The organism is Microbacterium elymi (assembly GCF_021582895.2).
Taxonomy (GTDB): domain Bacteria; phylum Actinomycetota; class Actinomycetes; order Actinomycetales; family Microbacteriaceae; genus Microbacterium; species Microbacterium humicola.
In genome coordinates this window covers 561436-585896 of the sequence record NZ_CP091139.2, presented here as the reverse complement: position 1 = coordinate 585896, position 24461 = coordinate 561436, and the positions used below count along the sequence as shown (strand labels likewise).

Genomic DNA, 24461 nt, shown 5'->3' with positions numbered 1-24461 from the left:
TCCTGCAGCCGTGGCGTCGGGAATCCGAGCTTGCGCGATGACGACGCGGCTCTGCGATTCGCGGACGTTCGCGGCCAGCGGGTTGGCGAACTCGATGACGCGCCGGGCTCGCGCGTCGCCGCGACGGGGTTCGCTGCGGTCGAGCAGGGCGAGAATCTCCGCGATGGTGGTCAGCGGTCCGCCGGGTCGGTTGAGCCAGATCGCCTGATCCACGGCGCTGACCGCGCGGATGAACGGAAGGTACCGGGCGAGATCGAGCGCGGTCTGGGCTGCGCTGGTGATCTCGTGTGCGCCGAACGGCGTGCGTTCGACGTCGTCCAGGCCGAGCGCGTGTCGCCGCACCGCCCCGCCGGAGCGGCCTCCCGTGGTGCGCCGGGTCGTGACATCCACTCGGCGCGGCCACATGCCGAGGACGTCGATGCCATGCACCGCGGCCGCGGCGAGATGCGAGACAGCGGCGGGCTTGACGAGCCGACGCACCACCTCGTGGACGCGGGCGGCATGCTGCTCGATCGGCTTCAGGCCGTTCCAGTCGTCGGTCCTGGCATACGCGCCGGCCGTGATCCGGATCCATTGACGGGACTCGATCGCGCGTCGCAGGGCCGTGTCATCGATGAGTTCCAGGGGGCGGTCTCGGCGGCGGACGATCAGCAGGTCGGCGGCGGTGCGAACGGTCATGTCTCGACTGTGCCGCATCGGCGGGGACGTCCGAGGCTGAGCGAGGCGATCTGGGGAAGGGAGCACGGTTGCTTTCGGATTCGACCGTCTGGGAGGAGGCGCCGCCGCCCCGGCGCGATCGTTTTCTGCTTGGGCGGTTGTTTCTGTTCGCGCGGTCGTTTTCTGTTCGCGCTGTCGTTTTCTGTTTGCGCGGGTGTTCTGGCCGCGCCTCTCCGGGTCGCGCTGTCGTTTTCCGCTTGCGCGGGGGTTTCTTTCGGGCGCGGATGCTGATTTCGGTAGCGCGAGTCGCAAGCGCTGGTGGTGAGCGCGGGTGGGGAGCGCGAGTGGTCGCGCGGCGCACACGGCCCCCGCGCGGCGCAGCTCCCGCCCGGCCGCAGCCCCCACGGCCCCCACACCGCCCCGCGCAAGCGCCGGCCGGCGGCTGTCGTAGACTGTTCCGCACGATGGACGACCCGCCGAGTCGCAGACCCACGCCCCACGAACCTGCCCCTGCGAACGGGGGTGACGCGTGATGGACTACGTCATGCTGGGCGTGGGGCTCCTGTTGACAATCGGGACCGGCCTGTTCGTGGCCAGCGAGTTCGCCCTCGTGAATCTGGACCGGGCCGACCTCGAGGCGCGTCAGGATCGCGGCGAGACCCGGCTGCAGATCACGATCGGCGCGCTGAAGAAGACCTCGACGCATCTGTCCAGCGCCCAGCTGGGCATCACGCTGACCACGCTGCTGACCGGTTACATGATGGAGCCGGCGATCTCGAACCTGCTGCGTCCGGTGTTCGCCGCGTGGGGTGTGCCGGTCGCCGCCTCCGGGCCGATCGCCGCGATCATCGGCGTCGCGATCGCCACGATCCTGTCGATGATCCTGGGCGAGCTGGTCCCGAAGAACTTCGCCCTGGCCCTGCCCCGGCAGACCGCCAAGCTGGTGCTGCCGTTCCAGGTCGCATTCACCGCCGTGTTCCGGCCGGCCGTGGCCGCGCTCAACGGCTCGGCCAACGGGGTGCTGCGCGCGATGGGCGTCGAGCCCAAGGAGGAGCTGTCCGGCGCCCGCACCGCGTCCGAGCTGTCCAGCCTGGTCCGCCGCTCGGCCAGCGCCGGCGTGCTCGAGCAGGACACGGCATCCCTGCTGGATCGCAGCCTCACCTTCTCGCGGCTGACCGCGGCGGACGTGATGACCCCCCGGCCCAGCATGCATGCGCTGGCCGCGGACGACTCCGCCGACGAGGTCATCCAGCTCGCGCGTCGCACCGGGCACAGCCGCTTCCCGGTGTACGACGAGTCGATGGACGACATCGTCGGCATCGTGCACCTGAAGGCCGCCGTCAGCGTGCCCGCCGAACGTCGGGGGATGTCCCGGCCGCCGCGCTCGCGTCGGAGCCGCTGCGCGTGCCCGAGGCGGTGCACCTGGACAGCCTGCTGGCCGAGCTGCGCTCGCGCGGATACCAGCTGGCGATCGTGATGGACGAGTACGGCGGGACCGCCGGGATCGTCACCCTCGAGGATCTCGTCGAGGAGATCGTCGGCGAGGTGCTGGACGAGCATGACCGCCGTCGTGCCGAGATCGTGCGCGGCGGAGAGACCGTCACGTTCCCCGCGGACTGGCGCCCCGACGAGCTCGAGGACCGCGCCGGGGTGCGCGTGCCCGTCGGCGACGTGTACGACACCGTCGGCGGTTACATCATGAGCGTGCTCGAGCGGGTGCCCCGGCCCGGGGACGAGGTCGAGATCGAGGACGGCACGCTGAGCGTCGCCCGGATGGACGGCCGGCGCATCGAACGGGTCACGTTCACCCCGGCTCCGCACCCCGCCGAGTCCGAGGACGGTGAGCGCCGATGAGCGACTGGGCCGGAATCGCATGGCTGGTGATCCTGCTGCTGTTCAACGCGTTCTTCGTCGGCGCGGAGTTCGCCGTCATCACCGCGCGCCGCTCGCAGATCGAGCCGCTCGCCGAGGCCGGGTCGCGTGCGGCCAAGACGGCGCTGTTCGCGATGGAGCACGCCACCCTGATGCTGGCGACCACCCAGCTGGGCATCACGATCTGCTCGCTGCTGATCCTGAACGTGTCCGAGCCGGCGATCCACCACCTGCTGGCGGCGCCGCTGGGACTGACCGGGGCGGCCGAGGCGACCGTCGACGTCATCGCGTTCGTGATCACCCTGGTGCTGGTGTCGTACCTGCACGTCGTGTTCGGCGAGATGGTGCCGAAGAACCTGGCGTTCTCGCTGCCCGACCGGGCGGTGCTCCTGCTGGCGACGCCGCTGGTCTGGGTCTCGAAGGTGTTCCACCCGGTGATCGTCGTGCTGAACTGGATGGCCAACGCGGTCGTGCGCCTGTTCCGGGTCGAGCCGAAGGACGAGGCGGCGTCGACCTTCACGCTGGACGAGGTGGCCACCATCGTGAACCGGTCGCGGATCGAGGGTGTGCTGGAGGATGCCTCCGGCACGGTCGCCGCGGTCGTCGAGTTCACCGACAAGAAGGCCGCCGACACGGCAGTCCCGCTTCCGGACCTGGTCACGCTGCCGCGCACCACGACCCCGGCCGCGATCGAGCGCGCCGTCGCCCAGCACGGCTTCTCGCGCTACGTGATCGTGGACGAGACGGGCGAGCCGGTCGGGTACGTGCACCTGAAGGACGTGCTGGCCGCTGCGGAGAATCCGGATGCCCCCGCCGACGTGGACCGTCCGATTCCGGCCAAACGCATCCACCACATGGTGCCGCTGCTGGCCACCACCGACCTGGAGGACGCCCTCGCCCTCATGCGGCGCGCCGGCCGGCATCTCGCCCAGGTGCGGGACGCGGAAGGGAACACCGTCGGCGTCCTGTTCCTCGAGGACGTGATCGAGGAGCTGATCGGCGAGGTGCAGGATGCCACGCGCCGCAGTCATCGCGGCAACGGGCGCTGACCGGCCCGGCCCTCAGGCCCGGCGCAGCCGCCCCGGCGATGCGCCCGGCCCTCAGGCCGGCCGCGGCCGCGCCCGCAGGTACTGCGCCGGCCAGTAGTCGATCGTCTCGCCCAGCTCGGTGCTGGCCCGCAGGGCGAAGTGCGGGTCGCGCGACCACTCCCGCGCGGCCATCACCGCGTCCGCCGAGCCGTCCGCCACGATCTGCTCGGCATGGGCGGCGTCCTCGATCAGCCCCACCGCACTGACCGGCACGCCCGCCTCACGGCGCACGTGCGCCGCGAATCCGACCTGATAGCCGGGTCCGGTCGTGATGCGCTGGTGCGCGACCAGGCCGCCGCTGGAGATGTCGAACAGGTCGGCCCCGTGCTCGGCCGCCCAGCGCGCGACCGTCGTGGTCTGGGCGAGATCCCAGCCGCCGTCGGCCCAGTCCGTCGCCGACAGCCGCACCAGGATCGGCAGCTCCGGCACCGCCCGGCCCACGGCATCCACGATCCGGCAGCAGCCGCGCGCGGCCGCGCAGATCTCCGCCGTAGTCATCGTCGCGACGGTTGGACAGCGGCGAGAGGAACTGGTGCAGCAGGTAGCCGTGCGCGCCGTGCAGCTCGACCAGGTCGAATCCCGCCTGGCGTGCCCGCACCGCCGCGGCGGCGAAGCCGTCGACCACCCGGTCGATCCCGGCCTGATCCAGCGCGGTCGGCGCGGCCAGCCCCTCGAACGCCACCGGCGACGGGGCGACGGTGGGCCATCCGCCGTTCACGACCGGCACCGAGCCGGACTGCGGCGCGAACGGCGCCCACGTGGACGCCTTGCGCCCGGCGTGGGCCAGCTGCACCCCGGCCACCGCACCGCGGGCGTGCAGCGCGGCCACGATCGGCGCCCAGGCATCCCGCTGCGCGTCGTTCCACAGCCCGGTGTCGTCGGGTGAGATCCGTCCCTCGGGCACGACGGCGGTGGCCTCGGCCATGACCAGGCCCGCCCCGCCGGAGGCGAACTGCGCGAGGTGGGTGTGATGCCACTCCTGCGGCATCCCGTCCACGGCGCTGTACTGGCACATCGGCGAGACCCACAGCCGGTTGCGCACGGTCACGTCGCGGATGGTCAGGGGAGTGAAGAGGATGCTCATTCGCGGGACTCCGTGCGGGATGGGCGGTGCGGGATAGGGTGGCGACATGGTCGAGGCGGCGGTGTCGTGGACGGCTGCCGATGCGGCCGGTGCCCTGACGGGCCCAACCGCCGCCGATGACAAGTATTCCCGGGGAGTGGTCGGAATCCGCACCGGATCGGACCGGTACCCCGGCGCGGCGGTGCTCGGCGTCGAGGCGGCCTGGCGCACCGGGACCGGCATGGTCCGCTACCTCGGCGACCTCCGGCCCACCGAACTGGTGCTGGCCCGGCGGCCCGAAACCGTGACGGCGGATGGCCGGGTGCAGGCCTGGGTGGTCGGGTCCGGGACGGATGCCGCATCTCGTCCGCCGCAGCAGACCGCGGCGCTGCGGCACGTACTGGCCGGCGCCGTGCCGGTGGTCGTGGACGCCGGCGCCCTGGACCTGGTGGACCAGGCCGGTGCGCCGTGCGTGCTCACCCCGCACGCGCGCGAGCACGCGGCCCTGCGGGCCCGGCTCGGGCTGCCCGGCGACCAGCCGGACGACGATGCCGGGCGTGCAGCATCCGCTCGTCAGACCGCCGCGACCCTCGGCGCGACCGTGCTGCTGAAGGGCTCGGTGACGATCGTGGCCACCCCGTCGGGCTGGACGGCCCGGGTCGACGCGGCCACGCCCTGGCTGGCCACCGCCGGCACCGGCGACGTGCTGGCCGGCGTGCTCGGTGCGCTCGTCGCGTCCGCGCAGGCGCAGGCTCAGGCGGACGGCGCGGGACTGGATGCCGAGGCCCTCGGCGCGCTGGCCGCGACGGCCGCGTGGGTGCACGGGCAGGCGGGGCTCCGCGCCGCGCGGCGCCGCGGGGGCGACGCGCCCGGTCCGCTGACGGCACTGGATGTCGCCGATGCGGTCCCGCCGGTGATCGCGGCGCTGCTGGCATCGCATTCGGCCCCGACATCCGCCCCGGCCCGGTCAGGGGGATGATCGCCGCGCCCGCTTAGGATGTCAGGGTGTCGAGGCGGGCGGGGATGTGGATCGCGTTCGTCCTCGTGCATCTGCTGGTCGCGGTCCTCGGCTTCGTGCTGCCGAACCAGCCGATGGGCGACGTCTACCTGGTCTATGAGCCGTGGTCGCTGAAGGCGCTCGCCGGCAGCGGAATCGTCGGGATCACCGAGCCGTGGGTGTACCCGCAGCTGGCACTGGTGCCCATGGTGCTCGCGCACGGGTTCGGCTGGATCTTCGGCTACGTCGTCGGCTGGGTGATCCTGGTGACGCTCTGCAACGCGCTCGCGTTCGGGATGCTGCTGGGCAAGGGACACTCCCGAGGGCGCACCGCGGCGGCGGCGTTCTGGCTCGCGTCCATCCTGCTGCTCGGTCCGGTCGGGCTGTACCGCATCGACGCGATCACGGTGCCGCTGGCGATCGCCGGATGCCTGTGGCTGGTCGGCCGGCCCTGGCTGGGCTCGGTGCTGCTGGCGGTCGCCACCTGGATCAAGGTGTGGCCGGCGGCGCTGCTGGCGGCCGCGGTCATCGCGGTGCGGCGTCGCGCGGCGGTGATCGGGGGAGCCGTGGTGGTCAGCGCGCTCACCCTGGTCACGGTGATCGCCGCCGGCGGGGCGCGCTACGCGTTCGGGTTCATCGGCGACCAGACCGGTCGCGGGTTGCAGCTGGAGGCGCCGGTGAGCACCGTCTACCTGTGGCGGGCCGTGGCCGGGATCGACGGCTCCTTCATCTACTACGACCCCGACATGCTGACGTTCCAGGTGACCGGTCCGAATGTCGATGTCGTGATCGCGCTGATGACCCCGCTGCGCCTGCTCGCCATCGTGGTGGTCGCGGCACTGGGCGCCGTGCAGGCGTGGCGCGGAGCATCCTTCGTCGCCCTCTTCCCGACCCTGGCGCTGGGCCTGGTGACGGCGTTCATCCTGTTCAACAAGGTCGGCTCGCCCCAGTACCTCACCTGGATCGCGGTGCCGCTCGTGGTCGGGTTGGCCATCCGCCGTCGGTACTGGCGGGCACCGGCCGCCCTGGCCCTGGCGATCGCGGTGCTCACCCAGGCGGTCTACCCGCTGACCTACGGCGGGCTGCTGGCCGCGCAGCCGTTGCCGGCGGCGCTGCTGACCGCCCGGAACGCCCTGGTCCTGGTCCTGTTCGTGTGGACCGTGGTGCGGCTGGCGCGGGTGCCGGTGCGTCCGCGGACGGCACGGACGCGCGTGCACCAGGGTGTGCGCCCGACCGCGGCGCGGTAGCGTCGGAACATGCTGATCGCCTTCTCCATCGCCCCCAGCGGGACGGGCCGTTCGGACGGCTCGGTCCACGATGCCGTCGCCGCCGCGGTCCGGGTCGTCCGCGATTCCGGCTTGCCCCATCGCACCACCTCGATGTTCACCGAGCTCGAGGGGGAGTGGGACGAGGTGATGGATGTCGTGAAACGGGCGACCGAGGCGGTGATGCCGTTCGGCTCCCGCGTGTCGCTCGTGCTGAAGGCCGACATCCGCCCGGGCTACACCGGCGAGCTGGACGCGAAGGTCCAACGATTGGAGACCGCGCTGGAGCGGTCGGACCAGGAATGACCGACATCCCGGTCGCGGGGACGGCGATCCTCGTGCGCGACGGCGGCCACGGCCCCGAGGTGCTGATGATGCAGCGCCCCGACCACGGCTCGTTCGCCGGCGCGTGGGTGTTCCCCGGAGGGCGGATCGAGTCCGTCGACCTGAGCGACGGCGCCGACGAGATCGACGACGCCCGGCGCGCTGCCGCCCGCGAGACCGCCGAGGAGGTGGGGCTGCTCATCGACGCCGACGACCTCGTGCCGTTCAGCGCCTGGACGCCTCCGGTGGGCATCCCCAAGCGCATCCGCACCTGGTTCTACCTGGGACGCGCGGCCGACGCCGCGCTCACCCTGTCGGCGGCCGAGGTGGTCTCGGCCGAGTGGGCGCGTCCCGAGGACGTGCTGGCGCGGCACGCGCGGGGCGAGCTCACGCTGTATCCGCCGACGTGGGTCACCCTGCACGGGCTGACCGGAGCCGACGATGCGACCGCGCTGACGGCATCCGTCCAGGCCACCGGCATCCGCTCGTTCCGCACGGTGGTCCGGCGGACCGAGGGCGCGCCGGCGTTCGTCTGGGAGCCGGATGTCGCGCACGACCCCGCGGTCGCCTTCGACGCGCCGGGAGTGCGGCACCGGCTGCTCACCGACGAGCTGCCCTGGCGGTATCTGGTCGACTAGCTGTCCATCAGCCGTCGCAGGTGCGCGCCCACCCGATCGGTCTCGATCAGGAAGCCGTCGTGGCCGAAGTCGCTGGACAGCACGACGGCCTCGTCCCCGTCGAGGGTGTGCGCGATGCCGCGGGCGATCCGGTGCTGCCCTCGACCGGGAACAGGCGGTCGGTGTCGATGCCGAGCACGAGCGTGGTCGCCGTCACGCGCGCGAGGGCGTCCTCGATCCCGCCGCGGTCGCGGCCCACATCGTGCGAGTCCATCGCCTCGACCAGCCGGATGTACGTGTTCGCATCGAACCGTCGGGTGAACTTGTTGCCGTGGAAGTCGAGGTAGGACTCCACCGCGAACCGGCCGTCATGACCCAGCGGACTGACGCCGGACTGCCACGACCGGCTGAAGCGCATGTTCAGCTCGGCCGGGCTGCGGTAGTTCAGCAGGGCCATCCGGCGGGCCAGGGCCAGCCCACGATGCGGACCGCCGCCGTCGCCGGAATCGTAGTACTCGCCGCCCGCGAAGTGCGGGTCGATCTCGATCGCCTCCAGCTGCACCGAGTTCAGCGCGATCTGGTCGGCCGTGTTGAACGGCGGCGCCGACAGCACCCCGAGCCGGGCGACCCGGTCGGGGAACGTGACGGCCCACTCCAGGGCGTGCATGCCGCCCATCGATCCGCCGATGACGGCCGCCCAGCGATCGATGCCCAGCGCATCCGCCAGCATGGCCTGTGCGGCCACCTGGTCGCGGATCGTCAGATACGGGAAGCGCGAGGCCCATTCCCGCCCATCCGGCCCGATGCTGGCGGGACCGGTCGACCCCTGACATCCGCCCAGCATGTTCGGGGCGACCACGAACCAGCGGTCGGTGTCGATGGGGCCGCCGGGGCCGACGATCTCGTCCCACCAGCCGCCGGTGGGATGCCCCGGCCCGGCCGGTCCGCGCAGGTGGCTGTCGCCGGTGAGCGCGTGCAGGATGAGCACGGCGTTGTCGCCGGCCTCGTTCGGCTCGCCCCAGGTCTCGTACGCGAGCCGCACGAACGGGAGGTCGCGGCCGCCCTCGGTGCGGAAGGCGCCCAGTCCGGCGAAGCGGCGACCGCCGACCGGGTCACCGTCCCGCCACGCACCCGTGGCCGGGGGCCGCCCGAGCAGGGATCGGGCATCCGCCTCCGTCACCGGTGCGCTGGGCACGGTGTCCTCGGAGGTCTGCTGCCAATCCATGGGTCCATTCTCTCGTGTTCGCCCCCGGCCGCCCGGCCTGTTACGCGGCGCCGCCGCGCGGCATCCCGGCCCCGCGGCATCCCGGCCCCGCGGCATCCCGGCCCCGCGCCAATCCGTCGAAACCGGGGATTCTCATCCAGACCGGGTGCGTTTCACTGGGTTTGGCGGAGGATCCCCGGTTTCGACGATGGCGGGGCGGGCACGAGCGGGCTGGGGCGCAGGGGCGCCAGCGCGGGCGCGAGCGCGGGATGTCGGAGGGGCGGCATAGGGTCGCGCGCATGGACGAAGCGATCGAATATCTGCTGGCCGGCGACCCCGCGATCCGCTGGCAGGTCATGCGGGATCTCACCGACGCGCCGGCCGCGCAGGTCGCGGCCGAGCGGGCGCGGGTGGCGAACGAGGGCTGGGGTGCGCGCCTGCTGGCCGAGCAGGCCGAGGACGGACTATGGGACGGCGGTGTGTACCGCCCCGGCTGGGCCGACGAGGCCCGCCCCATGTACGACGCCTGGACGGCGACCCACTTCAGCGTGCAGCAGCTCGTGGACTTCGGAGTCGATCCCGCCGATCCGGCGGTGCGCCGGGCCATCGACCGGATCCGCGACGCGGTGCGGTGGGACCACGGCGGCGAACCCTATTTCAGCGGCGAGACCGAGCCGTGCATCAACGGCGTGGTCGTCACGGCGGGCACGTACTTCGGCCAGGACGTCGACAGGGCGGTCGCGACGATCCTGGCCGGGCAACTGCCCGACGGCGGCTGGAACTGCTGGGCGGAGTACGGTGCGACCGTCTCGTCGCTGCACTCCACGATCTGCGTGCTCGAGGGCCTGTGGGCCTGGGAGCAGGCCACCGGGGGGACGGATGCTGCGCGGCAGGCGCGACGCGCGGCCGAGGAGTATCTGCTGGACCGGCGGCTGTTCCTGCGGCGCAGCACAGGCGCCGTGATCGACCCCCGGTTCACCTTGGCGTCCTACCCCGTGCGGTGGTTCTACGACGTCCTGCGCGGGCTCGAGTATCTGCGCCGCGCCCGGCCGGAGCGCGATCCGCGGTGCACCGAGGCGATCGAGCTGATCCGCGGCAAGCGCGATGTGCACGGCCTGTGGGCGCTGGAGAACACGCACGAGGGCCCGATCCTGTTCGAGCTGGACGACGAGCGGGAGGGCTTCCCGAGCCGCTGGGTCACGCTGCGGGCGCTGCGCGTGCCTGCGCTGGTGGGACGACGCCTGAGCCCCGACATCCTGGCGCACGCGGCCGGAACGCCGAAACCAGGGATCCTCGTCCAGACCGAGCGCGTTGCGCTGGGTGTGGCGGAGGATCCCTGGTTTCGGCGAATCCTGGCGGCGGCCGGAGCGGTCAGACCCGCGCGGCCTCGCCGACCTTGCGCGCGGCGGCCAGCGCCTGCTCGAGGTCGTCCTTGAGGTCGGCGACGTTCTCCAGCCCGACCGACAGCCGCACCAGGCCCGGGGTGACGCCGCTGCTGAGCTGATCCTCGGGGAGAGCCTCGAGTGCGTGGTCGAGGCCGGGTGGATCACCAGCGAGCGGACGTCGCCGATGTTGGCGAGGTGGCTGAACAGCTTGAGGTTGTCCACGAACGCGCGGCCGACGTCCACGCCGCCCTTCAGCTCGAACGACAGCACCGCGCCCACGCCCTTCGGCGCATAGGTGTTGGCGGTCGCGTACCAGGGCGAGCTGGGCAGTCCGGCGTAGCTGACGGTCGCGACATCCTCATGGGCCTCCAGCCACTCGGCGATCTCCTGCGCGTTCTGCACGTGCCGTTCGATGCGCAGCGAGAGGGTCTCGATGCCCTGGATCAGCTGCCAGGCGCTGTTCGGCGAGATCGCCGGGCCCAGGTCGCGCAGGCTGCACCCGCGCCTTGATGATGTACGCGATGCCGTCACCGAGGACGCCGGAGTAGCTGACGCCGTGGTACGACGGGTCCGGTTCGGTCAGGCCCGGGAACCGGTCGGCGTGCGCCGACCAGGGGAACGTGCCGCCGTCGACGATCACGCCGGCGATCACGGTGCCGTGCCCGCCGAGGAACTTCGTCGCCGCGTGGATGACGATGTCGGCGCCGTGCTCGAACGGACGGATGAGGTACGGCGTGGCAATCGTGTTGTCCACGATCAGCGGAACACCGGCCGCGTGCGCCACGTCGGCGACCTTGCGGATGTCGAGCACGTTGATCTTCGGGTTGCCGATGGTCTCGGCGAACAGCAGCTTGGTGTTCGGGCGGATCGCGTCGGCCCAGGCCTGCGCGTCGTCCTGGTCCTCGACGAAGGTCGTCTCGATCCCGAGCTTGGCCAGCGTGTACTTGAGCAGGTTGTACGTGCCGCCGTACAGCGCGGAGGAGGCCACCACGTGGTCGCCGGCGCCGGCGATGTTCAGGATCGACAGCGTGGCCGCCGACATGCCGGATGCCACGACGAGGGCTGCGGTGCCCCCTCCAGCGCGGCGAGGCGCTGCTCGACGACATCCTGGGTCGGGTTCTGGATGCGGGTGTAGATGTTGCCGGTCTCGGCCAGCGAGAACAGGTTGGCGGCGTGCTCGGTGTTCTTGAACACGTACGAGGTGGTCTGGTAGATCGGGGTGGCGCGCGCGCCGGTCACCGGGTCGGGCTGGGCGCCGGCGTGGATCTGCGCGGTCTCGAACCGCCAGTTCTCGGTTGCGGACATCGGAATCTCCTCGGGGTCGGGTGCCGTGCGGGTCGGGATCGCTCCGCCGGGACACGTCCGACAGTACGGATGCCGCGGCCCGTCGACAACGCCCGGGAAATGTGACGTAACCTGCCCGGTCGCGCGCCGGGTGCGGCGCTTGCGCCCCGCGGGCTGAGTACCGTGGAGGGATGAGCAGACGTGCAGTGGTGACAGGGGCCAGCTCGGGCATCGGGGAGGCGACGGTGCGTGCGCTGCGCGCCACCGGATGGGATGTCGTCGGGGTGGCACGCCGCGCCGACCGGCTGGCCGTCGTGGAGGCCGACACCGGGGCCGTCGCGTTCGCGGCGGACCTGACCCAGCAGGCGGATGTCGACGCCCTGGCCGGCTGGCTCGATGAGACCGGAGGCGTGCGCGCGCTGGTGCAGGTGGCCGGCGGTGCCCGGGGCACCGATCGGGTCGAGGACGGCGATCCCGCCGACTGGCAGTGGATGTTCGACGTCAACGTGCTGGCCGCCCAGCGGCTGGTGGCGGCGCTGCGCCCGGTTGCGCCGGGCCGCGGCATCCGACGGCCATGCCGATCTGGTGTTCGTCACGTCGACCGCCGCGCAGGGCGCCTACCCGGGCGGCGCGGGCTACAACGCGGCCAAGGCGGGCGAGGCCATGCTCGCGCATGCGCTGCGGCTGGAGCTGAACGGCGAGCCGATCCGGGTGGTCGAGGTCGCGCCCGGGATGGTGCGCACCGAAGAGTTCACCCTGAACCGGCTCGGCGGTGACGCGGCGGCCGCGGAGAAGGTCTATGCGGACGTGGAGGCTCCGCTGCGCGCGGAGGATGTCGCCGACGTCATCGCGTACGCGCTGAACGCGCCCGGCCACGTGAACCTCGATCTGATCACGATGCGGCCGGTCGCCCAGTCCGCCCAGCATCTGCTCGCGCGCGGGCCGCTGACGGTGCGCGGCGAGTGAGCGTCCATCTCGTCGGCGGGGGCTGGCAGGACCAGCCGGACGGTGTCGCCTACGCGCCGTTCGTCGCCGAAGCCACCGCGCGCGCACTCGAGGCTGGTCGCGACATCCCGCGCGTCGCCGTCGTCGCCGTGCGCCACGGTGACGGGGAGGATCATGCGGCACGCCTCATCGCCGCCGCAGTGCCGGCCGGGGCGATCGACCCGGTCGTCACCGCGGTCGCCGAGACGGGCCGGGTGCCAGAGGCGGCCTTCGACGGCGTCGACGGCATCATCATCGGCGGCGGACTGACGCCCGCCTATCGCGACGTGCTCGAGCCGTGCTTCGACCGCATCCGGGCAGCCGTCCTCGCCGGCGTCCCGTATCTGGGTTTCTCAGCCGGCTCGGCGATCGCCGCGACGCACGCACTCGTCGGCGGATGGCGCATCGGCGGGGTCGAGATCGCACCCGAAGACGTCGCAGAGGACCTCGAAGAGGTCACCGTGGTGCCGGGCATCGGCCTCATCGACATCAGCGTGGAGGTCCACGTGGCGCAGTGGGGCGCGCTCTCGCGACTGGTCGCCGCCATCGAGGCCGGGCTCATCGAGTCGGGCGTCGGCATCGACGAGAACACCGTCCTCATCGCGGGGGACGGCGCCCTGCGCGTGGCCGGCGCCGGAAGCGTCTGGACGGCAGCCGGATCGCCGCAGGGCGTCGTCGTCCGCACGCTCGGCAGGTGAGTCGCGACACCACTAACTCGCGCCTCTCCATCCCGCAAGGGGGTGGTTCCGGCCCGTCCGCCGTCTTATCGTCGGACCATGTCGGAGTCACACACCACCACCTTCGGAACGGGATTCGATGACATCCGCCGGCTGGCCGCACAGCTGCGGGTCGATTCGCTGCGGGCGACGCAGGCGGCGCAGTCGGGACACGCGACCTCGAGCCTGTCGGCCGCCGATCTCATGGCGGTGCCTGCTCGCGCGGCACCTGGAATACGACTGGCACGCCCCGAACGATCGCGACGGCGATCACCTCATCTTCTCGAAGGGGCATGCCTCACCGCTGCTGTATTCGATCTTCAAGGCCGCCGGGGTCATCGACGACGACGAGCTCGTGCACACCTACCGGCAGTTCGGGTCACGCCTGCAGGGTCACCCCACTCCGGTGCTGCCGTGGGTGGATGTCGCGACCGGATCGCTGGGGCAGGGCTGCCGATCGGCGTGGGTCTGGCCTGGGTCGCCGACCGGCTGGAGAAGCGCGACGATCACGTCTGGGTGCTGTGCGGCGACGGCGAGTTCGCCGAGGGCTCGGTGTGGGAGGCGCTGGAGACCGCCGGCGGCAAGCGGCTGGCCGGGCTGACGGCGATCGTCGATGTCAACCGGCTCGGCCAGAGCGGCTCCACCGCGCTCGAGTGGGACATGGACGCGTACGTCCGCCGGGTCAGCGGCTTCGACGTGGACGCGGTCGTGATCGACGGACACGACCTCGAGGCGATCGACCGCGCGCTCTCCGACGCGCGTGCGAGCGACCGGCCCACGGTCGTCCTGGCGCGCACGATCAAGGGCAAGGGCGTCCCCGAGGTCGAAGACCTGAACGGCTGGCACGGCAAGGCGCTGCCGGACGACATGACCGCACGGGCCATCGACCGGCTCGGCGGGGTGACCAACGGCATCCTCGAGCGGCATCCCGCCCGGCACGTGCCCTCGCCGACGGATGCGGACCGGGCCGCGGCGGGCGGGGTGCCGCGTCCGAGCGTCGAGCTGCCGCGGTACGAGAAGGGCGACGAGGTCGCCACCCGTGCGGCGTTCGGCGCGGCGATCGAGGCGCTCGCCGTGGTCGAGAAGGTCGCGGTCGTGGACGGGGACGTCGGCAACTCCACCCACGCCGGTCAGTTCGCCGAGGCGGCCCCGGACCGGTTCTTCGAATGCGGCATCGCCGAGCAGCAGCTGATCTCCACCGCGGTGGCGCTGTCGGTGCGCGGCTTCACCCCATACGCCGCGACGTTCGCCGCCTTCTTCTCGCGCGCCTACGACTTCATTCGGATGGCGGCCATCTCGCGGGCGGACCTGCGCCTGTGCGGGTCGCACGCCGGCGTGGAGATCGGCGAGGACGGCCCGTCGCAGATGGCGTTGGAGGACATCGCCGCACTGCGGGCGATCCTGGGCTCGACGGTCCTGTACCCGGCCGACGCGACCAGCGCGGCGGCGCTGACGGCGGCCATGCTCGATGTGCACGGCATCTCGTACCTGCGCACCACCCGCGGCGCGTACCCCGTGCTGTACGACGCGGACGAGACGTTCCCGATCGGCGGCAGGCAAGACCCTGCGCGAGGGGGAGGATGTCGCACTGATCGGCGCCGGCGTCACCGTCCACACCTGTCTGCAGGCCGCCGAACGCCTCGCCGAGAAGGGCGTGCAGGCGCGGGTCATCGATCTCTACTCGGTCAAGCCGGTCGACGCCGAGGGACTGGTCACGGCGGCCGAGGCATCCGGCGGCCGTCTGGTCGTCGTCGAGGACCATCACGTCGAGGGCGGTGTCGGGTCGGCGGTGCTCGAGGCGCTGGCCGACGAGGGGGCCCGGCCGCGGGTCCGGCTGCTGGGCGTGCGCGGGCTGCCCGGCTCGGGCACCGCGCAAGAGCTGATGGATGCCGCCGGTATCGGCGTGGACGACGTCGTGCGGGCGGCGATCGGCCTGGTGGAGGGGGAGTCGTGAGCGATGACGAGCGGCGCGATCCCTCGGCGGTCACCGCCCAGCCGGCGCTGACCCGGTCGACCGGCCGACGCTGGCTCATCTGGGGCGCCGCGCTGGGCATCGTCGTGGTGGTGGTGCTCGGGTTCCTGGTGCCCGTCGAGCCGACCACGGCGATCATCGGCCTGGTCCTGGTGATCGCGATCTATCTCGCCATGGTGGTCGTCCGGCTCGCCGTGCGGCCGCGGCGCGCGCGGCTGCTGACCCTGGCCTCGCTGCTGGGCGGGATGGCGGTGGTTTCGGTGATCTCCATCCTCATGGTCGGCGTGGTGTCCTCCGGGCAGGTGTGATCGCCCACCGCCTACGCTGGTCGGGTGGCGATGACACTTCCCGAACTTGCCGATGCCGGACTCATCGACGCCGACTGGGCCGGCGAGCTCGCCCCGGTGGCCGGCGACATCGCCGCATTGGGGGAGCGCCTGCGCGCGGAGGTGGCCGCCGGGCGCCACTACCTGCCCGCCGGCGACCGGGTGCTGCGCGCGTTCGCCCGGCCCCGCTCCGAGGTGAAGGTGCTCATCGTGGGTCAGGACCCGTACCCGACCCCCGGGCATCCGATCGGGCTGTCCTTCGCGGTGGACAGGCACGTGCGGCCGCTGCCGCGCAGCCTGTCGAACATCTACCAGGAGCTGCAGGCCGACCTCGACATCCCACCCGCCGCGCACGGTGACCTGTCGGGCTGGAGCGAGCAGGGGGTGATGCCTGCTGAACCGTGTGCTCACCGTCGCGCCGGGGGCCCCGGCATCCCACCGCAACTGGGGGTGGGAGAAGGTGACCGAGCATGCCATCGGTTCGCTGGTGGCCCGCGGCGGACCGCTCGTGGCGATCCTGTGGGGGAGGGATGCTGCAAACCTCCGCCCGCTGCTGGGTCAGACCCCGAGCATCGCATCCGCGCACCCGTCGCCGCTGTCCGCGCACCGCGGGTTCTTCGGCTCGCGCCCGTTCTCCCACGCGAACGAACTGCTGGTGGCGCAGGGCGCGACTCCCGTGGACTGGCGCCTGCCGGACTGACCGGGAGCGGGACGATCCCTCGGGCCGCGCTCGCTCAGCGGCCGGTGCGACGTTCGCGCTCGAACGCCTGCACCTCGTGCACCAGATCGCGCCACGGCCCCTGCATCCGCGACTCGGAAAGCCGTGCCGCGCGCTGCGCCTCGTCCAACTGGGCACGGATCTCCCACGCGAACCTGTCCGCCCCCTCGGGCGGCTCCTGGGCGGTGGCGTCGTCCCACGGGCACTGTCGGATCAGCGCAGCCCAGCGCGACGCGTCATCCCCGGACGGACGAGCGGTCCAGGACCGCCGCAGGCCGGCGATGCCGCCGGTGCGGATCACCGTCACCGACACGGCCGACGCATCGGCCGGGACGTCGGCGGGACCATCGTCCGGTTCGTCAGCGGGATGCGGAGTGTCCATCGGCGAGCACGCCGACGCTCGTCCACGCGGAGCGAACGGCGGCGACCTCCTTCGCATCCTCACCGTACTCTGCCGCAGCGGCCGCGAGGGTCTCGTCCGCGAACCGGGCGAAGTCGGCGTCCGCGGGCAACTGCCCGCCGGTGACGGTCCGATACCAGATGAGGCCCGCGCGCTCCCAGGCGTACCCGCCGATCGCGATGGCTGCGAGATAGAACGCGTGGTTCGGGATGCCGGAGTTGATGTGCACGCCGCCGTTGTCGTCGCTGGTGGTCACGTAGCCAGCCATCGTCGCCGGCTGCGGATCCTTGCCGAGGACGTCGTCGTCGTACGCGGTGCCGGGTGCCTTCAGCGAGCGCAGGGCGACGCCCTGCACCTCGGCCGAGAAGATGCCGGCCCCGACCAGCCAGGTGGCCTGGTCGGCGGTCTGCTGCTTCTGGTACTGCTCGGTGAGCACCCCGAACACGTCCGAGATCGACTCGTTCAGCGCGCCGGACTGCCCCTGGTAGTCCAGGCCGCCCGAGCTCTCGGTCACGCCGTGGGTCAGCTCGTGCGCGATGACCGTGATCGACCCGGTGAACCCGGTGAACACGTCGCCGTCGCCGTCTCCGAACACCATCCGCTGCCCGTTCCAGAACGCGTTGTCGTAGTCCGTGCCGTAGTGCACGGTGGCGTCCAGCGGCAAGCCGCGACCGTCGATCGAGTCGCGCTGGTAGGCGTTCCAGTAGAAGTCGAACGTCACCCCGAGCCCGTCGAACGCCTGATTGACCGCGGTGTCGGCCACCGGGGGCTCGTCCTCGGTGCGCACCGTCGTGCCCGGCAGCGTCTCGGTGCCGGCCGCGTCGGCGATCGTCCGATCCGGCGACGGGGAGGTGCGGGCCACGAGGGTCCCGCCCTCGACGCTGAGTTCGAGCCGGCTGCGCTTGCTCGTGATACCGCGGCGCCGCGACCAGTGTGTGCTTGCGCCGCCTGCGCCGCCCGCGCCAGATGCGGCTTCTGCGTGCCCGCCACCCGCGTCAGCAGGAAGGGCGGGACGATCCCGTACTCCATGATCCGAGAGTAACCCCCACCCCCGACGGCGGGGCGGATGCCGCGGCTCAGGCGCCCGGGTCGATCACCGGGATCGATGCCAGCAGTCGGCGGGTGTACGCCACCTGCGGCTCGAGCAGCACCTTCTCCGTCGGCCCCTCCTCGACGATCCGGCCGTCCTTCATCACGATCACCTCGTCGCACAGGCTCTGCACCACGCCGATGTCGTGCGAGACCAGCACCAGCGCCAGCCCGTCCCGTGCCCGCAGCTGGCGCAGCACCTCCAGGATCTGGGCCCGCACGGTCACGTCCAGCGCCGACAGCGGCTCGTCGCCGATCAGCAGCCTCGGTCGGTGCACGATCGCCCGCGCCAGCGCGATCCGCTGGCGCTGGCCGCCGGAGAACTCGTGCGGGAACCGGCCGGCCATCTCCGGCTCCAGGCCGACGTCGGCCAGCACGTCCCGCACCCGCTCGCGTCGCCCGGTGCTGCCCGGCCGGCCGTCGCCGTCCAGGCCGAGCGCCCACAGCGGCTCGCCGACGATCCGGCCCACGCTCATGCGCGGGTCCAGCGACGCATACGGGTCCTGGAACACGATCCCGGTCCCGCGCCGCAGCCAGTGCAGGGCACGTGCGCCCGCCCTGGCGTCCACCGGCCGGCCGTCGAAGGCGACGGTGCCGGCCGTGGGCGCGTCCAGCGCGAGCAGGAGACGGACCAGCGTCGATTTGCCCGAGCCGGACTCGCCGATGATCCCCATCGCCGAGCCCTCCCGCACGTCGATGTCGGCGTCGTCCAGCGCCGTGGTCAGTGCGCGCGGGCCGAAACCGGTCCGCCGGGCGGGGTAGCGCCGGGTCAGACCCCGTCCGCTGAGCAGGAACGGCGCCGTCATGATCGTCCCTCCGGCTTCCACAGCGTCGCGGTCGCGTCGCGCAGCGAGCCCTGGGTCACCGGTGAGGCCGGTTCGGTGAGCAGCCGGCGCACCGGCGCCGACTCGACGACGTGGCCGTGCTCGAGCACCACACCGTGGTCGGCGATCTTCGACAGCACCGCGAGGTCGTGCGTGATGAACACCAGCGACATGCCGTCGTCGTCGACCAGGGACTGGAGCAGCTCGAGGATCTCGGCCTGGATCGTGACATCCAGCGCCGTCGTCGGCTCGTCCGCGATCAGCAGCCGCGGCCGGCAGGCCAGCGCCATCGCGATGGCGACCCGCTGGCGCTGCCCGCCGGAGAGCTGATGCGGGTAGCGGTCCACGATCCGCTCCGGATCGGGCAGGTGCACGCGCGCGGCCTCGGCCACGGCGCGCTCCCGCGCCGCCCGACGGGACACGTGCTCGTGGATGCGGACGGCTTCGGCGATCTGCCGGCCGACCGTGCGGATCGGGTTCAGCGCCGTGCGCGGCTCCTGGAACACGATCCCGATCTCGTCGCCGCGGATGTCGGCCAGCTCCCGGTCGGGCAGGCCGATCAGCTCGCGATCGTTCCAGCGGATGCTGCCGCCGGCGGTCGCGCCGTCGGGAAGCAGCCCCAGCACGGCCAGGGCGGTCAGCGACTTGCCCGAACCGGACTCGCCGATCAGGCCCATCCGCTGCGAGCCGGCCACCTCGAACGAGATGCCGTCCACGACCCGCCGCCCGGCGATCTCGATCGTGAGGTCGCGCACCTGCAGGCTCACGCGATCACCTCCGGTTGCGGCATCCGCTCGTCCGACCGCCCGGACAGGGTCGGGTCGGTGACCTCGCGGAGGGCGTCGCCGAGCAGATTCAGGCCGAGCACGGTGAACGTGATCGCCAGCCCCGGCCACAGCACGGACAGCGGGTGGACGGTCAGGTACTGCTCCAGCTCGGCCAGCAGGAGCCCCAGCTCGGCTGGGTGGCCTGCGCGCCCACGCCCAGATACGACAGCCCGGCCTCGGCGAGCACCGAGACGGCCATGCCCCAGGACAGCTTGCACGATGAAGATCGGCGCGACATTGGGCAGCAGATGCCGGAACAGGTTCTGCCCGGGGGTGAGGCCGGACGCGACGCCGGCCAGCACGAAGTCGCTGTGCAGCACGCGGCGCAGTTCGGGGCGGGTGACCCGCGCGATGTTCACCCCGAATCCGATCCCGACCGCCCAGATCACCACCCACAGCGAGCGGCCCCAGATCGCCGAGATCATCAGGGCGATCAGCAGCACCGGAAAGGCGATCAGGATGTCGACGAACACCGCGACCGATTCGCGGAGCCAGCGCGCGGTGAGGGCCCCCAGCGCGGCCAGTGCGATCCCCACCACGGTGGCGACCACGGCCGACCCGATCGCGACGACCACCGTCGTGCGCGCCCCGTTCATGATCAGGCTGAGGATGTCGCGGCCCGACCCGTCCGTGCCCAGCAGGTGCGGCCACCCCGGCGTGAGCCAGCGGGCGGCGATGTCGACGTGCTGGGCGTCGAACGGGGTCCACACCAGCGAGACTCCGGCGGTGACCAGGATGACGGCCGCCACCACCACGCCGAATCGGCCGGTCGAGCGGCGCCACAGGCGGCGCACCCACGAGCCGTTCATGCCGCCTCCCGCTGCCGCGGGTCGATGGCCCGGTGGAACAGGTCGACGAGGAAGCCGATCAGCAGGACGAACCCGGTGAGGACGAGCAAGCTCGCCCTGCACCTTGATCAGATCCCGGTTGCCCACGTCCTCCACCAGCATCCGCCCGATCCCGGGGAGGGAGAACAGCTGCTCGATCACCACCGCGCCCACGATGATCCCGGCCACCTGCAGGCCGAGCACGGTGATCACCGACAGCGCCATGGTGGGCAGTCCGTGCCGGATCAGCGCCTGGGTGCGGGTCAGTCCCTTGGCGGCCGCGGTGCGCACGAAGTCCTGGCCGACCGCCTGCAGGGTGGCGCTGCGGACGAAGCGCAGGAGCATGGCGCCCTCGACCACGCCGATGGTCACCGCGGGCAGCAGGAGCGCTCGCGCGGCCAGGCCGGGCTGCTGCCATCCGGCGCGGGGGAAGCCCTGCGCCGGCAGCCAGCCCAGCCACACCGCGAACACCACCACCAGCATCATCCCCGCCCACACCACCGGCACCGCGGCGACCGCCTGGGAGGAGACGTTGACGGCGGTTCCGCCGGCGCGACCGCGCAGGATCGCGCTGAGCACGCCCAGCGGCACGGCGATCACGAGCGCCACCGTCATCGCCATCAGCCCGAGCGGCACCGTCACCTGCGCCTTCTGCGCGAGCTCGCTGAGCACCGGCGTCCCGGTGATCAGCGACGCGCCGAAGTCGCCGTGCAGGATGCCGGTGATCCAGGTGCCGTACTGGGCGGGCAGCGGCGCGTCGAGGTCGAGCTGACCGCGAATGGCATCGATCTGCTCGGGCGTGCTGTTCGTGCCGGCGATGAGCTGGGCCACGTCTCCGGGCAGCACCCGGAGGGTGAGGAAGATCAGCACGCTGGCGACGAACAGCCCGACCACCAGGAGGGCCAGTCGCGTCAGCGCGTAGCGGATCACCCCTTGCTCTTGGCGATCTCGGCCAGGTTGAGGCGTTCGTTGACGTTCACAGACGGCATACCGGTGATGTTAGTGCCGACCGCGACCACGGATGCGCCGTTGTACACCCAGTCGGCCGCCGCGTCCTCGGACACGATGCGCGCGGCCTGCCGCAAGCCCGGCCGCTTCGTCCTCGCTGGTCGCGCTGAGCGACTGCTGGTACAGCTCCTGCACCTTCGGGTTGTCGTAGGTGAAGTAGTAGTCCGGGTTCGCCCAGTTCTCGAAGTCGCGGGCCTCGGTGTGCAGCACGAAGCTGAGCTCGTAGTCCTTGTTCTGGTACACGTCGTTCAGCCAGGTGGGGAACTCGACCTGGTTCACCTTGAGGGTGATGCCGACGGCGTTCAGGTCCGAGACCAGGATCTGCGGGATGGTCGTGCCGTACCCGTTGTAGATGGTCAGCGTCAGCGTGATGTCGGAGGCGCCGGCCTCCTTCAGCAGCTTGCTTGGCCTTGGCCGGGTCGTACGGGGCGATCGAGGACAGGTCCTCGTAGCCGGGGTCCAGCTCGGGGATCGGGCCGTACAGCGTCTGGCCGGAGCCGAGGGCCGTGATCACGGCCTTGTGGTCGATGGCCTGCCGGATCGCCTGGCGCACCCGCTTGTCCTTCAGCCACTTGCTGTGGCTGTTCATCGCCAGGGTGCCCTTGTCGGTGGACTTGCCGAGCACGAGCTTGTAGTCGCCGTTCGCCTCGATCTGGTCCTTCAGATTGGCGTCGAACCCGGTGACCACGTCCACCTCGCCGGCCTGGGCGGCGTTCAGAGCCGCCTGGTTGTCGGGGATGTAGTCGAACACGATCTCCTTGACCTTGGCCGGGGTGCCCCAGTATGCGTCGTTGCGCGCGAACGTGATGGAGTCGCCCTGCTTCCAGCTGGACAGCGTGAACGGCCCGGTGCCGTTGGCCTTGGTCTTGTAGTCGACCTTGTCGTCCTTCTTCAGGATGACGCCGGACCGGCCGGACAGATTCCACAGCAGGGTGGAGTCCGGCTCGGACATCGTGATCGTGATCTTCTGTCCGTCGGCGGTGACCGACTTCACCCGCGACAGCCGGCCCGCGTCGGCCCAGCCCTTCTGCGTGCGGTGCTGGTTCAGCGACCAGACCACGTCCTCGGGGGTGAGCTTCTGCCCGTCGTCGAAGGTGACGCCCTCGCGCAGGGTGAAGGTGTAGCTGAGACCGTCCGGAGCGGCGGTGAAGTCGCTGGCCAGGGACGGCACGATCTTCTGGTCCGGGGTCCGCGAGACCAGGCCCTGGTAGATGTTGTCCATCAGGATCTGGTCGAGGGCGGCCCCGGAGGTCTGCCGGATGTCGAGATTGCTGGGCTCGAGGACCAGACGGATCGCGACCGACGCGTCCGGGTCGGGCGTCCCGCCCGCGGTGGGCGTCGTCCCGCCGTCGCCGGTGCAGCCGGTCAGGGCGAGCGAGGCGGCGGCGACGAGTGCGGCGGCGGCCACCAGGGTGCGTCGAAGCATGAGGTTCCTTTCGCGGGCTGCGGACAAGCCTAGACCGACCGATCGACGACCGTTCGCCGTAAGTCATCCCCACGCAACACAGCGTCAGTCGCCGGCCGCTGCGCCGGATGCCGTCGCGCGCTCGCGCAGCATCCGCCCGAGCGGCACCGGCAGCTCCTCCTGCACGTTGTGGCCGGAGGCCACCACGACGACCGCGGCCTGCGGCAGACGCGCGGAGAAGTCGGCGGCCTCGTCCGCGGTGACGTAGCCGTGGTCGCCGCGGATCAGGGTGACCGGCGCGGTCACGCGCGCCAGGTCGCCCCACCCGCCACGGTCCAGGACGGTGCCCACGGCATCCGGCCCTCCGGTCGGCGGGTTCGCCGCCATCGCGGCGGCGAGGTGGGCGAAGTGGTGCTTCCACTCCACCCGTCCGTCCGCGCGCACCCGGGAGTTCAGATATACGCCGCGGGTCGCGGCGGTGCGTGAGCCGCCGAGCCCGAACGCGAGCGCCCGCTCGACCAGTTCGTCCCGGGTCGCCCAGTCGGTGGGTCCGGCGAAGAACTGCGCGATCTGCTGGGCGTTGCCGTTCGGGTCGATCCCCGGCGTGATGTCGACGATGACGAGCTCGCGCACGAGCTCGGGGGCGGATGCTGCGACGGATGCCGCGGTCAGGCCGCCGAGCGACTGTCCGACCAGCAGCTGCGGACGATCGGTCCACGCGCGCAGGCCGGCAACGACATCCGGTGCGAGCACGGGCGGGACATAGGCGAGGTCGTCCCGCCAGGACGAGTCGCCGTGCCCGGGCAGGTCGATGGCCAAGGCGGGCAGGCCCAGGGCGAGGATCGTGGTGTCCCAGGTGTGGGCGTTCAGCCCCGCGCCGTGCAGGAATGTGACGGCGGGGGCCGCCTCCGGGTCGTCGGCGGGCGTGTAGCGCAGAGCGCTGAGGGTGCGCCCGTCCGGCAGGGCCAGGCTCAGCCGCCGGCCGGTGGGAACGGGACCGTCCAGCCCGTTCTCGGCGGACTGTGCGGGCAGGAACGAGAATTCGTTGAAATCGTCGGTCACCCCGACATTCTCCCAGCACGCAGGCACTCGATAGGCTGGCGCACATGACCGATCAGCCCCGCGTGCACCTGTCCCGGGCGTTCCGGCCCGCCTTCGATGCGCTGGACGCCTTCTCCAAGACTGTGCGGGAGCAGGCGACTCAGTCCGGCATCGACGACCGGCTGGCCGAGATCGTCCAGGTGCATGCCTCTCAGCTCAACGGCTGCGCCTACTGCGTGCGCATCCACGTCGACCGGGCGGTGGAGGCGGGGCTGGATGCCGACGTCATCGCCCAGATCGCGACCTGGCGCGAGTCGGGCGTGTTCACTGAGCGCGAGCGGGCCGGGCTGGAGCTGGCGGAGGCGTTCGTCTTCATCCACGAGGACGGCATTCCGGACGACGTGTACGACCGGGTGGGCGGCATCCTCTCCGAGAAGGAGTACGTGGCCCTGAGCTGGCTGCTGGTCTCGATCAACTCGTTCAACCGGGTGGCCATCGCCGGGCGCTACCCGGTGCCGCCGCGCACGAAGACCGGCGCCTGACGTCTGACGCAGCTTCCGCAAGGTTA

General features: G+C 71.9%; 17 protein-coding genes and 9 pseudogenes. 15 read left to right on the top strand and 11 right to left on the bottom strand.

The features are described from left to right. Positions 1–30: 30 nt before the first annotated feature. The 3 genes and pseudogenes from L2X98_RS03265 (at position 31) to L2X98_RS03255 (ending at position 3578) form a co-directional block, all read left to right on the top strand. Entirely contained in the window at positions 31–948 is a 918-nt protein-coding gene (locus tag L2X98_RS03265; protein WP_259612303.1) for a hypothetical protein, read from the top strand. Positions 949–1189: 241 nt separating this feature from the next. Further along, positions 1190–2511, top strand: a pseudogene (locus L2X98_RS03260) (hemolysin family protein). Next, entirely contained in the window at positions 2508–3578 is a 1071-nt protein-coding gene (locus L2X98_RS03255) for a hemolysin family protein (RefSeq protein WP_259612302.1), read from the top strand. Before L2X98_RS03260 ends, L2X98_RS03255 begins: the two are co-directional and overlap by 4 nt. Before the next feature lie 51 nt (positions 3579–3629). Here L2X98_RS03255 and L2X98_RS03250 read toward each other — a convergent pair. Further along, a pseudogene (locus tag L2X98_RS03250) lies at positions 3630–4701 on the bottom strand (NADH:flavin oxidoreductase/NADH oxidase). Between the two features lie 46 nt (positions 4702–4747). Between L2X98_RS03250 and L2X98_RS03245 the strand changes: the two are divergent. The 4 genes from L2X98_RS03245 to L2X98_RS03230 are packed head-to-tail and all read left to right on the top strand — an operon-like array spanning position 4748 to position 7904. After that, a complete protein-coding gene (locus L2X98_RS03245) occupies positions 4748–5659 on the top strand; it encodes an ADP-dependent NAD(P)H-hydrate dehydratase (RefSeq protein WP_259612301.1) in 912 nt (303 codons plus the stop codon). A gap of 26 nt (positions 5660–5685) precedes the next feature. Continuing rightward, positions 5686–6924, top strand: a complete 1239-nt coding sequence (locus L2X98_RS03240) for a DUF2029 domain-containing protein (protein WP_259612300.1) — start codon at positions 5686–5688, stop codon at positions 6922–6924. Positions 6925–6933: 9 nt separating this feature from the next. After that, complete coding sequence (locus tag L2X98_RS03235; RefSeq protein WP_259612299.1) at positions 6934–7248, top strand: thiamine-binding protein; 315 nt, start codon at positions 6934–6936, stop codon at positions 7246–7248. After that, positions 7245–7904, top strand: coding sequence for an NUDIX domain-containing protein (locus tag L2X98_RS03230; RefSeq protein WP_259612298.1), 660 nt, complete (start codon positions 7245–7247; stop codon positions 7902–7904). The genes L2X98_RS03235 and L2X98_RS03230 overlap by 4 nt, the downstream gene beginning before the upstream one ends. On the opposite strand, the pseudogene metX reads toward L2X98_RS03230, so the two are convergent. Next, positions 7901–9108, bottom strand: a pseudogene (gene metX, locus L2X98_RS03225) (homoserine O-acetyltransferase MetX). The gene L2X98_RS03230 and the pseudogene metX overlap by 4 nt on opposite strands. Positions 9109–9386: 278 nt before the next feature. Between metX and L2X98_RS03220 the strand changes: the two are divergent. After that, positions 9387–10523, top strand: a complete 1137-nt coding sequence (locus L2X98_RS03220; protein WP_354002900.1) for a hypothetical protein — start codon at positions 9387–9389, stop codon at positions 10521–10523. On the opposite strand, the pseudogene L2X98_RS03215 reads toward L2X98_RS03220, so the two are convergent. Further along, positions 10459–11777: pseudogene (locus L2X98_RS03215) on the bottom strand (bifunctional o-acetylhomoserine/o-acetylserine sulfhydrylase). The gene L2X98_RS03220 and the pseudogene L2X98_RS03215 sit on opposite strands and share 65 nt — an antisense overlap. 170 nt (positions 11778–11947) lie before the next feature. On the opposite strand from L2X98_RS03215, the pseudogene L2X98_RS03210 reads away from it, so the two are divergent. From L2X98_RS03210 to L2X98_RS03185, 6 genes and pseudogenes are all read left to right on the top strand, one after another. After that, a pseudogene (locus tag L2X98_RS03210) lies at positions 11948–12722 on the top strand (SDR family oxidoreductase). After that, entirely contained in the window at positions 12719–13438 is a 720-nt protein-coding gene (locus L2X98_RS03205; protein ID WP_259612297.1) for a type 1 glutamine amidotransferase family protein, read from the top strand. The pseudogene L2X98_RS03210 and the gene L2X98_RS03205 overlap by 4 nt, the downstream one beginning before the upstream one ends. 118 nt (positions 13439–13556) lie before the next feature. Beyond that, on the top strand, positions 13557–14057 hold the full coding sequence (locus tag L2X98_RS03200) for a thiamine pyrophosphate-binding protein (RefSeq protein ID WP_259612296.1): 501 nt from the start codon (positions 13557–13559) through the stop codon (positions 14055–14057). Further along, positions 13946–14953 (top strand): annotated as a pseudogene (locus tag L2X98_RS03195) (thiamine pyrophosphate-binding protein); the annotation flags it as partial. The gene L2X98_RS03200 and the pseudogene L2X98_RS03195, both read left to right, overlap by 112 nt. Further along, positions 14925–15410 carry a transketolase C-terminal domain-containing protein gene (locus tag L2X98_RS03190; protein WP_259613170.1) on the top strand — a complete coding sequence of 162 codons (486 nt, stop codon included), beginning with the start codon at positions 14925–14927 and terminating at the stop codon, positions 15408–15410. The pseudogene L2X98_RS03195 and the gene L2X98_RS03190, both read left to right, overlap by 29 nt. A gap of 350 nt (positions 15411–15760) precedes the next feature. Continuing rightward, a pseudogene (locus L2X98_RS03185) lies at positions 15761–16454 on the top strand (uracil-DNA glycosylase). A gap of 34 nt (positions 16455–16488) precedes the next feature. Here the strand turns inward: L2X98_RS03185 and L2X98_RS03180 are convergent. From L2X98_RS03180 to L2X98_RS03145, 8 genes and pseudogenes are all read right to left on the bottom strand, one after another. Then, entirely contained in the window at positions 16489–16785 is a 297-nt protein-coding gene (locus L2X98_RS03180) for a protealysin inhibitor emfourin (protein WP_259612295.1), read from the bottom strand. A 46-nt stretch (positions 16786–16831) separates the two neighbouring features. Then, positions 16832–17734, bottom strand: coding sequence for a M4 family metallopeptidase (locus tag L2X98_RS03175; protein ID WP_435526243.1), 903 nt, complete (start codon positions 17732–17734; stop codon positions 16832–16834). A gap of 214 nt (positions 17735–17948) precedes the next feature. Then, complete coding sequence (locus L2X98_RS03170; RefSeq protein ID WP_259612294.1) at positions 17949–18767, bottom strand: ATP-binding cassette domain-containing protein; 819 nt, start codon at positions 18765–18767, stop codon at positions 17949–17951. Further along, positions 18764–19552, bottom strand: a complete 789-nt coding sequence (locus L2X98_RS03165; RefSeq protein ID WP_259612293.1) for an ATP-binding cassette domain-containing protein — start codon at positions 19550–19552, stop codon at positions 18764–18766. The genes L2X98_RS03170 and L2X98_RS03165 overlap by 4 nt, the downstream gene beginning before the upstream one ends. Continuing rightward, positions 19549–20139, bottom strand: a pseudogene (locus L2X98_RS03160) (ABC transporter permease); the annotation flags it as partial. The gene L2X98_RS03165 and the pseudogene L2X98_RS03160, both read right to left, overlap by 4 nt. A gap of 278 nt (positions 20140–20417) precedes the next feature. Next, positions 20418–21369, bottom strand: a pseudogene (locus L2X98_RS03155) (ABC transporter permease). Positions 21370–21415: 46 nt separating this feature from the next. Further along, entirely contained in the window at positions 21416–22873 is a 1458-nt protein-coding gene (locus L2X98_RS03150) for an ABC transporter substrate-binding protein (RefSeq protein ID WP_354002899.1), read from the bottom strand. 84 nt (positions 22874–22957) lie between these two features. Beyond that, positions 22958–23914 carry an alpha/beta fold hydrolase gene (locus L2X98_RS03145; protein ID WP_259612292.1) on the bottom strand — a complete coding sequence of 319 codons (957 nt, stop codon included), beginning with the start codon at positions 23912–23914 and terminating at the stop codon, positions 22958–22960. Between the two features lie 44 nt (positions 23915–23958). On the opposite strand from L2X98_RS03145, the gene L2X98_RS03140 reads away from it, so the two are divergent. Beyond that, on the top strand, positions 23959–24435 hold the full coding sequence (locus L2X98_RS03140) for a carboxymuconolactone decarboxylase family protein (RefSeq protein ID WP_259612291.1): 477 nt from the start codon (positions 23959–23961) through the stop codon (positions 24433–24435). The last annotated feature ends 26 nt before the right edge of the window (positions 24436–24461 follow it).

What these genes read in the sequence shown, in the direction of transcription:
- L2X98_RS03150 (WP_354002899.1), bottom strand. Translation starts at nt 22,873, where the DNA reads ATGCTTCGACGCACCCTGGTGGCCGCCGCCGCACTCGTCGCCGCCGCC.
- L2X98_RS03190 (WP_259613170.1), top strand. Translation starts at nt 14,925, where the DNA reads ATGTGCACGGCATCTCGTACCTGCGCACCACCCGCGGCGCGTACCCCG.
- L2X98_RS03200 (WP_259612296.1), top strand. Translation starts at nt 13,557, where the DNA reads ATGACATCCGCCGGCTGGCCGCACAGCTGCGGGTCGATTCGCTGCGGG.
- L2X98_RS03170 (WP_259612294.1), bottom strand. Translation starts at nt 18,767, where the DNA reads ATGACGGCGCCGTTCCTGCTCAGCGGACGGGGTCTGACCCGGCGCTAC.
- L2X98_RS03140 (WP_259612291.1), top strand. Translation starts at nt 23,959, where the DNA reads ATGACCGATCAGCCCCGCGTGCACCTGTCCCGGGCGTTCCGGCCCGCC.
- L2X98_RS03230 (WP_259612298.1), top strand. Translation starts at nt 7,245, where the DNA reads ATGACCGACATCCCGGTCGCGGGGACGGCGATCCTCGTGCGCGACGGC.
- L2X98_RS03220 (WP_354002900.1), top strand. Translation starts at nt 9,387, where the DNA reads ATGGACGAAGCGATCGAATATCTGCTGGCCGGCGACCCCGCGATCCGC.
- L2X98_RS03245 (WP_259612301.1), top strand. Translation starts at nt 4,748, where the DNA reads ATGGTCGAGGCGGCGGTGTCGTGGACGGCTGCCGATGCGGCCGGTGCC.
- L2X98_RS03255 (WP_259612302.1), top strand. Translation starts at nt 2,508, where the DNA reads ATGAGCGACTGGGCCGGAATCGCATGGCTGGTGATCCTGCTGCTGTTC.
- L2X98_RS03235 (WP_259612299.1), top strand. Translation starts at nt 6,934, where the DNA reads ATGCTGATCGCCTTCTCCATCGCCCCCAGCGGGACGGGCCGTTCGGAC.